This is a genomic window from Apilactobacillus sp., from assembly GCF_025290035.1.
GTDB lineage: Bacteria > Bacillota > Bacilli > Lactobacillales > Lactobacillaceae > Apilactobacillus.
Genome location: NZ_JAMBKT010000003.1, coordinates 63102 through 78396, shown reverse-complemented (window position 1 = coordinate 78396; position 15295 = coordinate 63102). Strand labels below are relative to the sequence as shown.

15 protein-coding genes and 1 pseudogene are annotated in these 15295 nt (G+C 35.8%); 9 read left to right on the top strand and 7 right to left on the bottom strand.

All coding sequences use genetic code 11. The annotated features are described in order from the left end of the window. Positions 1-555: 2-hydroxyacid dehydrogenase (locus tag M3005_RS02315; RefSeq protein ID WP_293793316.1), on the top strand; the 555-nt coding region annotated here is incomplete at its 5' end. A gap of 46 nt (positions 556-601) precedes the next feature. Here the strand turns inward: M3005_RS02315 and map are convergent. After that, positions 602-1396, bottom strand: a complete 795-nt coding sequence (map, locus tag M3005_RS02310; RefSeq protein ID WP_293793315.1) for a type I methionyl aminopeptidase — start codon at positions 1394-1396, stop codon at positions 602-604. 153 nt (positions 1397-1549) lie between these two features. Here map and M3005_RS02305 point away from each other — a divergent pair, with 153 nt between their 5' ends. Then, positions 1550-2425 carry an alpha/beta hydrolase gene (locus tag M3005_RS02305; RefSeq protein WP_293793314.1) on the top strand — a complete coding sequence of 292 codons (876 nt, stop codon included), beginning with the start codon at positions 1550-1552 and terminating at the stop codon, positions 2423-2425. Positions 2426-2505: 80 nt separating this feature from the next. Continuing rightward, entirely contained in the window at positions 2506-3915 is a 1410-nt protein-coding gene (locus tag M3005_RS02300; RefSeq protein ID WP_293793313.1) for an MFS transporter, read from the top strand. A 39-nt stretch (positions 3916-3954) separates the two neighbouring features. Here the strand turns inward: M3005_RS02300 and M3005_RS02295 are convergent, their stop codons facing one another. Both M3005_RS02295 and M3005_RS02290 read right to left on the bottom strand, forming a co-directional pair. After that, complete coding sequence (locus M3005_RS02295) at positions 3955-4239, bottom strand: YciI family protein (protein ID WP_293793312.1); 285 nt, start codon at positions 4237-4239, stop codon at positions 3955-3957. A 4-nt stretch (positions 4240-4243) separates the two neighbouring features. After that, entirely contained in the window at positions 4244-4777 is a 534-nt protein-coding gene (locus tag M3005_RS02290) for an NAD(P)H-dependent oxidoreductase (RefSeq protein ID WP_293793310.1), read from the bottom strand. A 157-nt stretch (positions 4778-4934) separates the two neighbouring features. Here M3005_RS02290 and M3005_RS02285 point away from each other — a divergent pair, with 157 nt between their 5' ends. After that, on the top strand, positions 4935-5357 hold the full coding sequence (locus tag M3005_RS02285) for a MerR family transcriptional regulator (protein ID WP_293793308.1): 423 nt from the start codon (positions 4935-4937) through the stop codon (positions 5355-5357). 21 nt (positions 5358-5378) lie between these two features. On the opposite strand, the gene M3005_RS02280 is transcribed toward M3005_RS02285, so the two are convergent. From M3005_RS02280 to M3005_RS02265, 4 genes are all read right to left on the bottom strand, one after another. Next, on the bottom strand, positions 5379-7301 hold the full coding sequence (locus M3005_RS02280) for a M13 family metallopeptidase (RefSeq protein WP_293793307.1): 1923 nt from the start codon (positions 7299-7301) through the stop codon (positions 5379-5381). A gap of 88 nt (positions 7302-7389) precedes the next feature. Then, positions 7390-8298, bottom strand: a complete 909-nt coding sequence (locus M3005_RS02275) for a glycine betaine ABC transporter substrate-binding protein (protein ID WP_293793306.1) — start codon at positions 8296-8298, stop codon at positions 7390-7392. Positions 8299-8312: 14 nt separating this feature from the next. After that, complete coding sequence (locus M3005_RS02270; RefSeq protein WP_293793305.1) at positions 8313-9173, bottom strand: ABC transporter permease; 861 nt, start codon at positions 9171-9173, stop codon at positions 8313-8315. Further along, positions 9166-10365: a quaternary amine ABC transporter ATP-binding protein gene (locus tag M3005_RS02265; RefSeq protein WP_053950425.1), complete on the bottom strand. Its 1200-nt coding sequence runs from the start codon at positions 10363-10365 to the stop codon at positions 9166-9168. The genes M3005_RS02270 and M3005_RS02265 overlap by 8 nt, the downstream gene beginning before the upstream one ends. Positions 10366-10587: 222 nt before the next feature. On the opposite strand from M3005_RS02265, the gene M3005_RS02260 reads away from it, so the two are divergent. From M3005_RS02260 to M3005_RS02240, 5 genes and pseudogenes are all read left to right on the top strand, one after another. Next, entirely contained in the window at positions 10588-11694 is a 1107-nt protein-coding gene (locus tag M3005_RS02260) for a YibE/F family protein (RefSeq protein ID WP_366142701.1), read from the top strand. Continuing rightward, the gene (locus tag M3005_RS02255) at positions 11694-12458 is read left to right on the top strand and encodes a YibE/F family protein (protein WP_293793304.1); all 765 of its coding nucleotides are present in this window, start codon (positions 11694-11696) and stop codon (positions 12456-12458) included. The genes M3005_RS02260 and M3005_RS02255 overlap by 1 nt, the downstream gene beginning before the upstream one ends. A gap of 72 nt (positions 12459-12530) precedes the next feature. Further along, a complete protein-coding gene (locus M3005_RS02250) occupies positions 12531-14456 on the top strand; it encodes an alpha/beta hydrolase family protein (RefSeq protein WP_293793303.1) in 1926 nt (641 codons plus the stop codon). A 93-nt stretch (positions 14457-14549) separates the two neighbouring features. Beyond that, positions 14550-15041, top strand: coding sequence for a hypothetical protein (locus M3005_RS02245; protein ID WP_293793301.1), 492 nt, complete (start codon positions 14550-14552; stop codon positions 15039-15041). Positions 15042-15104: 63 nt separating this feature from the next. Continuing rightward, positions 15105-15295 (top strand): annotated as a pseudogene (locus M3005_RS02240) (M20/M25/M40 family metallo-hydrolase); the annotation flags it as partial.

Below are 15295 nucleotides of genomic sequence, written 5' to 3'. Positions count from 1 at the left end.
TCATTTGCATTCCATCACCCATCACATGATATTAAAGGTAAGACCATCGGTATCGTTGGTTACGGAAACATTGGTCAACAAGTTGCCAAGATGCTATCTGGTTTTGGCGTAAAGACATTAATCTGGAACAGAAGTCCTCGTACTTCAGAATATGGTGAATTTGTAGAATGGGATGAACTATTCAAGCGTTCAGATTTTGTATCTCTACATTTACCAGCTGTTAAGGGAACTATCGGTTCAGTAAATAAGGAAACATTCAAGATGATGAAGGATTCAGCATTCATCGTTAACTTTGCGCGTGGAGCAGTTATCAACGAATCTGACTTAATTGAAGCACTTAAGAATGGTGACATTGCCGGTGCCGGTCTAGATGTATTCGAAAAAGAACCACTTCCAATGGATAGTGAATTGAGATCATTAAAGAATGTCTTTATGACACCACATAACTCAGGATTCTCAGTGGAATCATTCACTAAGATTTCAGACATGTCTAGTAGTGAAGTTAACCTGGTTCTAAAAGGTGAAAAACCAGAACACTGTGTTAACGGTCTATAAAATAATAAAAAAACATCATGAGATTTTCTCATGATGTTTTTTTATTTTATAGTTTGTATTTATCGTCGATTTCGTCGCCTTGAGAAGTAAGGATTTTAGGACCATCCTTAGTGATAGCGATGGTGTGTTCATATTGAGCAGAATTAGTACCATCTGAAGATACGTAATAAGTCCAATCATCTTTGGCATCATAACGATCTGAGATTTCCCAAGTTCCTAAGTTAACCATTGGTTCAATCGTAATTGTCATTCCTTCTTTTAGACGAAGACCTTTACCTGGTTCACCGTATGCAGGAACGTTTGGTTGTTCATGCATGGTAGGTTGGATTCCGTGACCAATTAGTTCACGTACGTCTCCCATGTGGTTTTGATTTTCAATAAAGTCTTGGCAAGCAAAACCAATATCACCTAAGCGGTTACCAACAACGGCTTGGTCGATTCCACGGTATAGTGCTTCTTTACATACGTCCATTAATTTTTGGTTTTCTTCAGAAATGTTACCAACAGCATATGTCCAGCATGAATCACTTTCGAAGCCATCTTTGTTAACTGTTAAATCAACTTTAACGATGTCGCCATCTTTTAGAATTAATCCTTTACGAGGAATTCCGTGGGCAACTTCATCGTTTACGGAGATACAAGTAGCAAATTTGTAACCTTCAAAACCCTTTTCAGAAGCGGTAGCACCGTGATCTTGAATGTATTTGTCAGCAAATTCTTCGATTTCCCAAGTATCTAATCCTGGTTTAATCATTTTACGTAATCCCAAATGAACACCGGCTAAAACTTCACCAGATTTAGCCATCATCTCGATTTCGCGTGGTGATTTTAATGTAATCAAAATAAGTTCTCCTTTGTTCAGTCCAAATTTTATTCTATACCTATAATCTACTACAAATTAGTGATTTTGGCTAATTAATGACTATAATTATTACTGTATTTTTATCGATTTTCTAGTATCATAGGACATAGAAGAATTGAGAGGAGAATCATCTTGAGTAAAACTGCTAAAACCAATGTGATTTTAATTATTGCGACTGTGATTGTGGCTTTCTTTGCAATCTTTTTTGCAATTAGAAGTGACAATTTATTAATGTCAAAATCTGATAAAAGTGTAGTGAATACACCAACACTTTTTGTGCATGGACTAGGTGGATCAATGAAATCGACTGATCATCTTGCTACTATTGCATCTCGTGATGGTGGACAACGTTCATTAGTTATCTATGTTGATAAAGATGGTAATATTCAACATAAAGGAAAAATTAAATCAAGCGCTAGAAAACCCATCATTCAAGTTATTTTTCAGCGTAAATTTACATCAGTGAACAAACAAGTTAGTTGGTTCCGTGAAATTTTACAAATTCTGAGGGCACAGTACGGCTTTACTACTTACAATGTCGTTGGACATTCCACCGGTGCTGTAACAGCATTAGATACTGCAGCGAAATACAATAGTGATTCAGATATGCCGAAATTACAAAAATTTGTTTCAATTGCCGGACCATATGACGGAATTATGAAACTATCTAACAACGGGATTGATAACTACGTTAACTCAAAAGGGCAACCATCTATTTATTCAGAAGAAAATAAGTGGTTCCCTTCATATCAAACACTAATTAATGATTGTAAGAACTTCCCTAAGAATGTTTCAGTATTAAATATCTACGGGGATGACAACAAAAAGACTGATTCTGATGGTGTCGTTAGTGTCGCATCAGCGAAATCACTAAAATATCTAGTTGCTCATCGTGTTAAGAACTATGATGAAATTCCGGTTACTGGAAATAGTGGGCAACACAGTCGTTTACACCATAATATTTTTGTTGATCACATAATTGCGCGCTTCTTATTTGACGAGAATTAATCAAGTCAAAATAGTTTACTTATTTCCGCTAAAAAGATAGAATTTAAAAGTGTTAGTTTATAATGATTCTAAATTAGGGGATGACTATTTTGCAAAATGTCGATTTAAATGGAAAACCATATAATCGATTCTTATTCGTCATTGTAATGCTTTTAGGAAGCTTTACGATGTCAATGAGTCAATCATCAATTTCAACTGCGTACCCAACTTTAATGAGTTCCTTTGGAATTGACGCATCAACTGTTCAATGGTTAACCACTGGCTTTATGTTAATCATGTGTGTCATGATGCCAGTAAGTCCATGGTTATTGAACAACGTTAAATTTAAGCAATTATTCTTAATGATTCTAGCAATTTTTGATATCGGTACAATTATCGTTGTACTAGCACCTAACTTCTCAGTAATGATGTTAGGTCGTGCAATGGAAGCCATTGCTGTTGGGATTTTATTCCCATCTTATCAATCAGTGCTTCTATACATCACACCAGAAGAAAAACGTGGTACTACCATGGGATTCGCTGGTTTGATTATGGGTTCAGCATTAGCATGTGGACCAATTTTATCAGCAATCGTATTGCATTTCTCAGCATGGCGCGGACTATTTATCGTTTTTGCGGTAATTATTTCAATCTTATTTGTGATTTCACTATTCGCAATTAGAAACGTTATGCCTGAAAAGGAAAGCCATTTAGACTTCCCATCAGTAATATTATCAATTGGGTTAATCGGGATTTTATATGTTGTTAACATGATTGGTAAGGCCAACATTGATATGACACTAGCAATTATTGTCTTGATTGTCAGTGTGCTAATGGTCGCATTGTTTGCGATTCGTCAATTTAAGATGGATCAACCATTACTACAACTACGAGTATTAAAAGACTTTAACTACGATTTATCAGTTGGTTTAACTGGGGCATCATACATTGCCTTAATCGTGGTAACAATTATTTTCCCACTATACTACCAAGATGTATTAGGGGTAAGTAAGACAGTTTCCGGATTAGCGCTAGCACCTGGAGCAATTGTTTTAAGTCTATTGAACCCACTAACTGGTAAGTTAGCTGATAAGATTGGTTTTAAATCAACCATGCTAACTGGAATGTTCATGATTTTAGCAGGATGGTTAGTATTAAGTGTCACAGGGGCAACTTTAGGATTAGTCCCAATGATGATTATTGCAGCCATCATTGAAGGTGGAAATGCATTTGTGATGATGCCAGCTGTAACAATGGGTGCTAACTCATTGCCTAAGGATTTAATTTCTGATGGAACTGCTGTGATTTCCACATTCAGACAAATCTTAGGATCAACTGGGGTACTTGTTGCCACTTTGATTCTATCTAACGTAATGGATAACAATGTTGCAAAAGGGATGAGTCATATGGTTGCCCAAATGGGTGGTTTCCATGTTGTCTTCATTACTTTCTTCATCATTGAATTAGTTGGTTTAGCAATGGCATTAATGCTAAGAAACACTAAAAAATAAAAACTAAATAAAAAGGCCTGACGTCTGTCAGGTCTTTTTTTAGATTTCATCTAGAGTTTTGAAAAGGTGCACTGAAATTTCCATTAGGTTATTGATGGTTAAAGGATCTTGATTGATTAATTCCAATGCTTCTTCCTTTGTTTCAGCTTCATATACAATCAAACCGCCGACATTATCTAAAGTAGAACCAGCGTATGATATCTTCCCATCTTTTGCTTGATGTTTTAAGAATTGAACGTGCTCTTCTAAGATTTTTTTTGCTGAACCAGATGATAAGTCGACCGGATTTTTTCTTGGAGTTGCAAACTCAATAAATTTAGCCATCGTTTTATTCTCCTTTATTGACGAATGATACAAACTCTTCTGAACGAGATTGTAGTTCTGAATCGCTTAGATGTTTAGCAACCCCATGTGTAATGAATGGAGTTGTGTAATTTGTTCCAATCAGTTTACTTGTAGATTTAAATGGGGATAGAATTTCGTCAATGGTGTGACCAAATTGACCAGTCTTTAAATAATTTTCGGATACCGCACCGGTAGTTACGGCAAGCGTTAATTGCTTGCCTTTAAGTTTATTACCACTAGAGCCATAGGCCCAACCGTATTCTAGAACTTGATCTTCCCATTCTTTTAGCAGACTTGGTGAACTATACCAATACATTGGAAATTGAAAAATAACTTTATCATGTTTTTCCATTAATTGTTGCTCTGCCTTAACATCGATTTTGCCATCAGGATAGATTGCGTATTCATCTCTAATGGTTATATCTGAATTTTTTTGTTCCTCCAGTTTCTGAATAAACGCTTTGTTTACTCGAGATTGTGTGATGTTTGGATGAAATAATAATACTAGTGTTTTCATCTATAAATTCCTCCGCTATAAATATTGATATCTAATATCGATAATCAATATTAAAACACCTGTAGTTAACTAAACCGCAAATAAAAACATCTGAATTAATATAATTTGTGCTATAGTTAACTACAACCAGTATAATTTTTTAAAAAGGAGTGATTGTATGGATCTTTCTATTACTCAATTAGCAAAACAATATAGTTTAAACGTTGAAACCCTTAGATACTATGAAAGAATCGGATTGATACCAGTGGTTCCTAGGAGAGCAAATGGAAATCGTTTCTATGATGAAAAACTACAAAAATGGATTGAAATGATTGTTTGTTTAAGACATTCAGGAGTCGAAGTCAAAAGTTTAATAGAATATGTTGATTTAATAAAAAAGGGTGATGAAACCCTAGAAGCTAGGAAAGAACTTCTTCAAGAACAAGAACGTAAATTGAGTGAAAATAAGAAAAACCTGGATATATCAATTAATCGTTTAAAGCATAAAATAAACCTGTATGAAACTGGCGAAATTAAAAATAATAAAAGCTATTACGAAGAATACGAGATTGAAAAAGATATCATAAATAAAAATGCCTGACGTCTGTCAGGCATTTTTTTATTACCAAATATTTACTCGTTTATCTTCGTCCATATACATACCGTCGCCTTCTTTAACATCGAAGGTCTTATAGAAATCTTCTAAGTTCTTAACTTGAACTTGCGCTCTTAATTCTGCTGGAGCATGAACGTCAATTGATAATAATAGTTGTTGGTATTCTTCAGTTGCTTTAGTACGCCAGATGGTTGCCCAGTTAACGAAGAAGTCTGTTAGGTTAACATCATCTTCACCTTTGGCAGCTTCTAAAGCACAGCTTAAACCACCAGCATCAGCAATGTTTTCCGAAACGGTTAACTTACCATTTACCTTTTGACCGGCGAAATCTAAACCATCAAATTCTTTAATCATATTTTGTGCTAATTGATCAAAGTGCTTGTGGTCTTCATCGCTCCACCAGTTGTTTAAGTTACCATCTTGGTCAAATTGACTACCGTTGTTATCAAAAGCATGGGAAATTTCATGCGCGATAACAGCACCAATTCCACCGAAGTTTTGACTTGATGATTGTTCTAAACTGTAGAAAGGTGCTTGTAAAATAGCAGCAGGGAAGACAATCACGTTTTCTAGTGGTGAGTAATAAGCGTTTACAGTGTTTGCAGACATATCCCAGATGCTCTTATCAACTGGTTTGTTCCACTTACTGAAGTTGTGCTTAGTAACGATTCTGTCGATAGCTTCAACGTTTGAGTATAGGTCACCGCCATCTTCTTTACCAATAACCTTAAATTGGTGGTAAAGTGGGTTGATTTCGTCAGGATAACCGACGTGAATGGCTAATGAGTTTAACTTAGTGATGGCCATCTTCTTAGTGTCATCACCTAACCAGTCGTTACTTTGGATGCGTTTTTCATAGACGTTAATCATCTTAACGACCATATCATGAACGTCTTGCTTAGCTTTTTCACCGAAGTATTTGCGACCATAGTAGTCACCAACAACTTGGTCGAATAATCCGGAAGCTAAGTAGTAAGCAGCTTTTTCTGGTTTAGTAGCTTCCTTCTTACCTGAGAGGGCACGAGAGAAGATCCCACCGATTTGTCTGAATTCTTCTGATAACAAACCAGCAGAACCCTTGACAGTACGAACAATCATCCAGTTCTTCATCTTAGCAAATGTATCGTCGTTGACGATATCATTGAAAGCATCGAAGAATTTAGGTTCAGTTACAATTACTTGATCAGGAGTAGTGCCCACTAATTCATTTATGTAACTAACTAAGTCAAATTTATCAATTTTAGCTGCTAGTTCAGCATATGTTTTAGGATTGTACATTTTAGTAAAGTCAGCATTTTCTTCAGCTGAGTTCACGTGTGGGGCAATTGAACGGTCAAATTCTTCAGCAGAATCAACGATGTTCTTTGCTTGATCTTCTTCGTAACCCACCATGGTTAATAATTGTCGTACCATATCACGGAAGATTGGCATTAACTTCGCACCGGCAGGATTTTGTTTGTCGTAGTAAGTTTTGTCAGGTAAGAAAGTACTTGGGCTACTTGCGTATAAAGCGTTAAATTTAGCATTTTTCATATCTGCTTCAACACCAAATCCAAATGGCAGTGGTAAACCAGAAATAGTCCAATCAGCTAATTGAGCATTTAAATCGTCAAATGATTTAACGTCTTCAATTCGTTGTAAGTCTTTCTTTAATGGTTCTGCGCCATCAGCATCACGTTTTGCAAAGTCGGTTGCTAAATCATATAACTTCTTAAATTCAGCCATGTCGTCATTTACTGGAGTCATGGTGCCTTTTAATAAATCATCGAAATCACTCATTAATGTTTTATCAATATTATCAACTAAGTCCATGAAACCACCAGTTGATGAGTGATCGCCAGGAATGGTAGCGTTCTTAATCCATTCTCCGTTAACTGCTTGATATAAATCATCTTTGATTAATGATTCATCAATATTATCTTTTCTCATAAAAAACACCTCAATTTCTAATTAATATATCATTTATCATAATATAAAAAAGACCTAATCACAAGATATATGAGTAGGTCTTTTCTATTTATTTGTTAACTAAGTCTTCAATTGTATTAATGTTCTTCATATATTTAGGAACAGCTAATCCAACTTTAGCACCGTATAAGTTTGGTCCAACATCTTCAATCTTGTCTTTATATTGTTTCATATATAGACCAGCAGTGTTTGGTAACCAAGCTGATAGTGAAGCATCAGCAGCGTTAGTAGCAATTGATGCCCACATTGGTTGCATTTCAAGAGCTTGAATAGTTGCCTTGTAACCCATCTTGTTTAATACTTCAGCCATAACGTTAGTTGAAGCAATTTCTGAGTCCCAAGCAACGTAAGTTAACTTAACAGCCTTACCGTTGCCTCGAGGTGCATCTTTAGTCCATTCAGCGTATAACTTAGGATTTTTCTTAATAAAGTTATCAGCTGCGACCTTAGGATCAACACCAGCGTTGGTTTGAAGCATTACGTCAGACATTTCAGCTGGATTCCATTTGAATTGTTTCAAAATCTTGTAGGCACCAGGATTGTCTTTTGCTAAACCTTTTCGAGCAATAGTGTGAATTTCTTCAGAAGAACCGTAAACATTCTTAGGATCCTTTAAGAACTTAAGTGGGAACTTTTTGAACATCCAGTGTGGTTGCCAACCAGTTACCACGATAGGTTGTTTAAATTTAATTGCTTTTGCAAGAGTCGAAGTCATTGCAGCAGTTGAACTAGTTTGTAGTTGCCATTTGTTTTCAGCTAATGGGTATTCCTTTAGCGCGTTTTGAGTTGATGCCATGATTCCGGCACCAGCATCGATCCCCGTAATTGTGTAGTTAATTTGAGGACCTAACTTCTTATTAGGATTGTAAGGTGAAGTTAAACTACTACAAGCAGTTAAAACTGTTGCAAGAAGAAACATCGTTAATGTTGCAAGAACATATCTAACTTTCTTTCGCATCTTAATCCTCCTAATTAGTGGTCTTTGTTTTTGTTAAATGCTTGGGTAATGCGGTCTAGGATGATTGCAAGAATTACAATTGCAAAACCAGCAGTAAATCCTGAACCAGCATTATTTCTACCCACGGCAAAGTAAACTTCTGAACCTAAACCAACGGCACCAATCATTGAAGCGATAACTACCATTGATAGAGCTAACATCATTCCTTGGTTCACACCAGACATTAATGTATTCTTAGCGATTGGTAATTCCACTTTGATTAGTTTTTGCCAACCAGTTGAACCAAATGAGTCAGCAGCTTCGATTAGGTCAGTTGGAACTTGTTCAATCCCTAGGTTAGTCATTCTAACTACTGGAGGTAGTGAGAAGATAACTGAAGCAATTACCCCTGGGACCATCCCAATTCCAAATAATGCTACGGCTGGGATTAGGTAAACGAAAGCAGGCATAGTTTGCATAAAGTCAAGGATTGGTTTAACGATTACTTTAACAGTGTGACTCTTTGCCATCCAGATTCCTAGAGGAATACCGATAACGACAATGATTAAACTTGAAGTTAAAACTAGTGTTAATGTTTGAGTCATATCACGCCAGTAACCTTGATTGTAGATTAATAATAATCCGATTAATTCGAATAACATTAATCCCCAATGTTTAGCGTCATGTAGTGCCCAGTAGGTAATACCTAGTACTAAGACAATGAATAACCAAACTGGTAATAAATCAAATACCCATTGGAATGAGGTAACGATGGCACCGATAAAATCAGTGATACCATTAAAGAAACCAACGAATTGAGTTAACCAGTTAACAAATTTATTAATCCAATCAGCAAAAGGGATTGGTTGCATTGTTAGAGCAAATAGACTAGTCATTATGTTGCACCTCGTTTCCAGAAATTGCGCCTAGTACGGAACTTCTAATGATAATTCCTAGTAGTCGACTTTCTTCGTCCAATACCGCAAATGGTACTGAAGTCTTGGAAATGTCATTTAATAGTGACTTAATTGGTGTGTCGGGTGATGTTGTTGGCACATCGGTCTTTAGGATTGATTCTAAATCGCGTTGGTCGTTTTCAATTTGGTTGATAACGTCCTTGGCATCAATTAATCCCTTGAAACGGTGTTTTGAATCAACAACGTAGACACTTGAGTTGTGATTATCTTTCATTAATCTAAGGGCAGTTCTTGGACCATCCTTTTCAATGTTGATAACATCAGGTCTGATCATTACGCGACTAGCAGTAAGGATCTTAGTTCTATCAACACCTTCGATAAATCTTTCAACATATTCATTCTTAGGATGTTGTAAGATGTCTTCAGGTGAACCGATTTGAACGATTTCACCATCACGCATAATCATGATACGGTCACCAATACGTAGTGATTCATTTAAATCATGTGAGATGAAGATGATAGTCTTCTTTAGGTGAGCTTGTAGATCAAGCAATTCGTCTTGCATTTCTTTTCTGTTAAGTGGATCTAATGCTGAGAATGCTTCATCCATCAATAGAATTTCTGGGTCATTAGCTAATCCACGAGCTAATCCAACACGTTGTTGTTGTCCTCCAGATAATTCGTTAGGATATCTATCATCGTAGCCGTGTAGGCCAACTAGTTCTAGACATTCATGAGCTTTCTTATGTCTAGTTTCTTTATCAACACCTTGGATTTCTAAACCGTAAGCGGTGTTTTCAATAATGGTTCTGTTAGGGAATAGAGCAAAGTTTTGAAATACCATGCTCATCTTTTTACGTCTGAAATCACGCAATTCTTTCTTATCGTACTTAGTAATACTTTCCCCGTCTAGTAGAATTTCACCATCAGTGGGTTCGTATAAACGGTTAAGCATTCTAATTAAAGTTGACTTACCACTTCCGGAAAGTCCCATGATAACAAAGATTTCATTTTCGTTAACATCGAAGTTGGCATCATGAACACCAACTACGCTGTTAGTTTTAGCTAAAATTTCATCTTTGGATTTTCCTTCGTTGATCATTTCTTTGGCGCGACCAACATGACGACCGAAAATCTTGGTTAGATGTTTAACTTCAACTTTTTTGGTCATGATCTTCCTCCTTGAAATTGTAGTATTGTAAAGCATAGGTATTATTATTACAAAGAAAAATGATGTGTGTCAAATAAGTTACATCGACAAAATGCCGATTTGCCGGCTTTAATCGCATAAGCATGCCCGATATAGCGATTTAAGAAAAATTTAATAATTGTGTGGTAAAATGACTCCATCATGGATTTTTAATCAAATTTTATAAATTAAGAAGGAATTATTTTGACAAAATTATGGAAGAAATTTCCACTTAAATTGGTCGCCATTTTCTTGGTGATTGGGGCAGGATTGATGTTTTTCGTCTCACACGATGACTTTTTGTACCAACAACCTATTTTACAAGTTCAAAAAGTAAAAGCGATTAGCGCTAATAAAGAAGTGGATAGTTTCCAAAATGTTGATCATAGTTATGTTCAACAAATTACCGGTAAAATTACCAATGGGAAGTATAAAAACCGCCAAATCACCTTCAATAATACATACACAGATTCTAAGGCGATGGATAAGAAATATTCAGTCGGGCAAAAGGCCTTTGTCGTCATTCATAAAGAAGATGGCATATTAAGCGCCACGATTAAGGATGCCAAACGCGACACGGCAGTAGTCTTTTTGGTTTATTTAGCGATTGCGTTAATGTTTATTTTCTTAAAGATGGCGGGGATTACCGCAATTGGAAGTATTATAATTAATACGATTTTATTCTTTGTCGCCTTATATTTTGATGGCTTTAATAATGGGTCAAATGTCTTATGGATTTTCTCTATTTTAGCGGTCCTATTTTCAGCAATTACATTATGGTTAGTAATTGGTTGGAATCGTCAGATGTTTGTGACATTAGGGTCAACGATTGGCTGTACATTTTTATCGATTGTTATTAGTTTAATTGTCTTTCACTTTACGCATGAAAAGGGAATTTTCTATGAATCGATGCAATATGTTACCCAACCACCACGTCCATTGTTCTTAGCTGAAACTATCATTGGATCACTGGGGGCGGTGATGGATGAATCTACAGATATTATTTCATCATTATTTGCATTAAAAATGGAACGTCCAGAAATTTCCCGTCGCCAATTATTCTTATCCGGTCGAAATATCGGAAAAGCAATTATGGGACCCTTAATCAACGTTTTATTCTTTATTTTTATGGGAGAAACGTTATCAATGACACTATTATTCCTTAAAAATGGAAATAGTTGGGGCTACTCATTTTCAATGAATATGTCATTAGGGATGGTACAAAGTCTAATCAGTGGGATCGGAATCGTTTTAGCGGTTCCAGTAGCTAGTGGTTTGACTAGTTTATTCGCAGAAAGAAGGGCGAAATAATGAGTGCAATTATTGTTTTAGGATTAGTGTTATTCGTCTTGATGGTCCTAGTAGGTGGTAAACAAGGTTTCCAATCATTCGTCGGTTTAATTTTTAACTTTTGCTTCTTATTTTTCGCGATTGTCTTAATGGCATTTCATTTTCCACCCATCATTGTAACCGTGATTGCGGGAATCATTTTATTAGCGTTAACGATTTTTCTTAGTGGAACTGATGATGAAACAAGTCGCCTAGCTTTCATCGCTTCAGTTTTAGTCTTATTAGGATTGGTTGTTTTAATTATTCCAGTCGAACACTGGGCGCAAGTCCAAGGGTTTGGCCTAGAAGATAGTGATGACTTAGAAGGTTTATCGTTACCAATTGGGATTAGTTTCTTAGATGTGGCAATATCAACAGCGATTTTAAGTACGCTTGGCGCGATTGCTGAAGCGACAATGGCGATTGCATCCGGATTAGATGAAATTAAAGAACAACATCCAGAAATTAAACCAGATCGATTATTCTTCGATGGGGTTTTAGTCGGTAAACAAATTATTGGAACCACATTAAATACGCTTTTCTTCGGGTTATTTGGTGGCTCACTATCACTATTTGTCTGGTTCTATGGATTGAATTATTCATTTGGTGCGATTTTAAATGACAAGGTTTTTGATGCCGAGTTTATTATCATTTTATTCTCACTAATCGGTGTTATCATCACGATTCCGATTACATCATTAGTGATTACCGAACAATATAAATTAAATAAGCAAAAAAAGTCCTAATTATTAGAGCTTTTTTATTGCAATTAAACTGGTAAAAAAAGATACTATAGTAAATTGAAAGGGGTGTTATTTATGAGTGAAAAAATTAAAGCCACTGATTTATTTCAATTAAAATCAGTAACACAAGTAAGTAATATTAATGGCCAAATCTTTGCGGTCTTAAATCGCGTTGATGAGGGCGATAATGAATATTATTCAGATATCATAAGCATTAACCAAAATAATGAGATTATCAAATGGACTGATGGCGGTAAGAATACCTCGCCAATCGCCGTGGGTAATTACTTAGTATATGTACATAATGGTGATTTGATGCGCATGCCACTTGATGGTGGAAGTGCGCAACAATTAACCCAAGATCAAAAGATTAGTAAAATTGTGAGTGGAAAAGACAATCAAACTGTTTTCTATCAAGGAACAAATAGTAAGGTGCCTGCTAAATTTAAGACTAGTCAATTCCCAGATACCAGACACGTTAGACGATTTGATAATCGCCACGATGGAATCGGTTGGGTCGATGATGAGGCCGATAACCTAATTTATCGTTTTAACGTGAAATTAAACCAGGGTAATCAGGTTTATATTTCCAAATATGATTTAAGCTTACAAGATGGGGATGCCAAGCATAATCATCTGTTAGTAATTAAACAAACTAATCCGACTTTAAAAACCAAATCAGACCATACCGAAGCGGTTTATGAAATTGATTTAACTAAAGATACTGAAACCAATATCACTAAAGCGATTGCCAATGGAATTTTCAGTTTTGCCATATATGCGCCTAATAATGAAGAAATCGTGGTTGCCGGAAACGATTACCAATTCCCAAATGCGACTGTGAACGCCTTATATAGCTATAAAGTGAGCGCAGATAAATTAGTTAAATTATCACAAGAAGAAAGTGAAGTCTTTGGTAGCATTACCGGCGACTTTATTCAAAATCCAGGGAAGCATTTTGTCTGGAAAGATAATGGCGAAGCCGTCTTTACCACTACTTGGCATGGTCACAGTCAAGTTTGGCAAAAAGCTGGCGACACCTTAACGAAGGTATATGAAGGTCATTGCCACATTGTTGATTTAACCGTCATTGATGATCAAATTTTCTTGGACGTTTCTACTCCAGAAGTACCAAGTCAATTAGTGCAATTGGTGGGCCAACAACTAGCGGTTAAATACGATCCAAATGAAAACTTCAGCACTCAACACGACTATGCTGATGTAACACCATTTTCAACACCATCTAAAGATGGGAAAGCGACCGTTGAAGGATGGGTATTAAAATACACCGGCAGCAGTAATCATTTGCCGGTCATCTTATACGTGCACGGGGGACCACAAGCTAATTATGGTGAAACATTCTTCCACGAATTCCAAGCATTAGCTAGTCGTGGTTATGCGATTGTTTATGTTAACCCAAGAGGTTCCACCAGTTATGGACAAGATTTCGAATCTGCAGTGATTGGCCATTACGGGGATGAAGATTACGATGATGTCTTAAGTGGTTTAGATGCTGCGTTAACGCAATTCGCTGATTTAGACAATCAAAATACCTTTATTGCTGGTGGTTCATATGGTGGATTTATGTCGGGATGGGCAGTTGGTCATACTGATCGATTTAATGCAGCGATTGTTCAACGTCCGGTTTCTGATTGGCATTCATTATATGGCACATCCGATATTGGTGTTCGTTTTATTCGCACTGAATTAGGGATGGACTTATACGATGAAGGCGGCTTGGAATACTACTGGGACCGCTCACCATTAAAGTATGCGCCTAACGTTAAAACACCAACTAGAATTCAACATGGTGAATGGGACATGCGTTGTCCGGTTAACCAAAGTGAAGCATTATTTACCGCGATTAAACAAACCGGAACAGATGTTGACTACATTAGATATCCGCAATCATTCCATGGTTTCTCTAGAAATGGGTTACCTAGTTTAAGAATGAAACGTTTTAAAGATATTTATGAATGGTTCGACAAATATTTAAAATAGTATTAAGAAACGCCATTTAGTGAGTAATTCGCTTTTGTTCCGAAAGATTTGGTGTAATAATAAAAATATTACATACAGAAAGTAGGAAACGATATGAATACACTAATCTATTTAATTCTATTTTTCGTAGTCATTGGATTATTACTATTCGGTGCCTATGAAACATTACCTAAAATTATGAAATTGAATAAAGCGGTTAATAAAGGAATCCAAGAGTTAGTCGCTAATGATAAAACGCAACTTAACCAAATTAAGTTATCACAAAGAAAACAATTTTTGATGATGAGTCAAATTGCGGTTTTAGCAATCGTAATTACGATATTTATTTTTAGTATTATTTTTCCAGAAATGGCAAATAGTTATGTCCTAATTATTATGTTTATTGTAGAAGCTTTCTATATTTACTCAGCACTACAATTACCAACAATCGAAAAGAAATTAACTACTTTAAGCAAAGAAGTTACCCACAAGAAATTACAAGTGGTTAGATTAACTTTCTTCTCCGCTGTTGGATTCTTTGTTGCGGTTGATGTTTTATTATTAATTGTTCAATTGCTTTATTCACAAAATTTTAGATTATTATAGTTTTTAGTAGAGATGATTCTCTACTTTTTTATTATCAAAATTAGTTTGATGTGAGGTGACATAATGCAAGAAGCAGAAAAATTATCGATACTAAAGGACTTAATATCGATAAACACGGTAAACGATAACGAAGAACAAATTGCGAATTATTTAGCTGATTTATTTGATAAACATCATGTGAAAAATGAAGTCATCAATCAGTTTGAAAAGCGCAGTAATATTGTTGCAGAAATCGGGCATGATAGTGGTAAGGT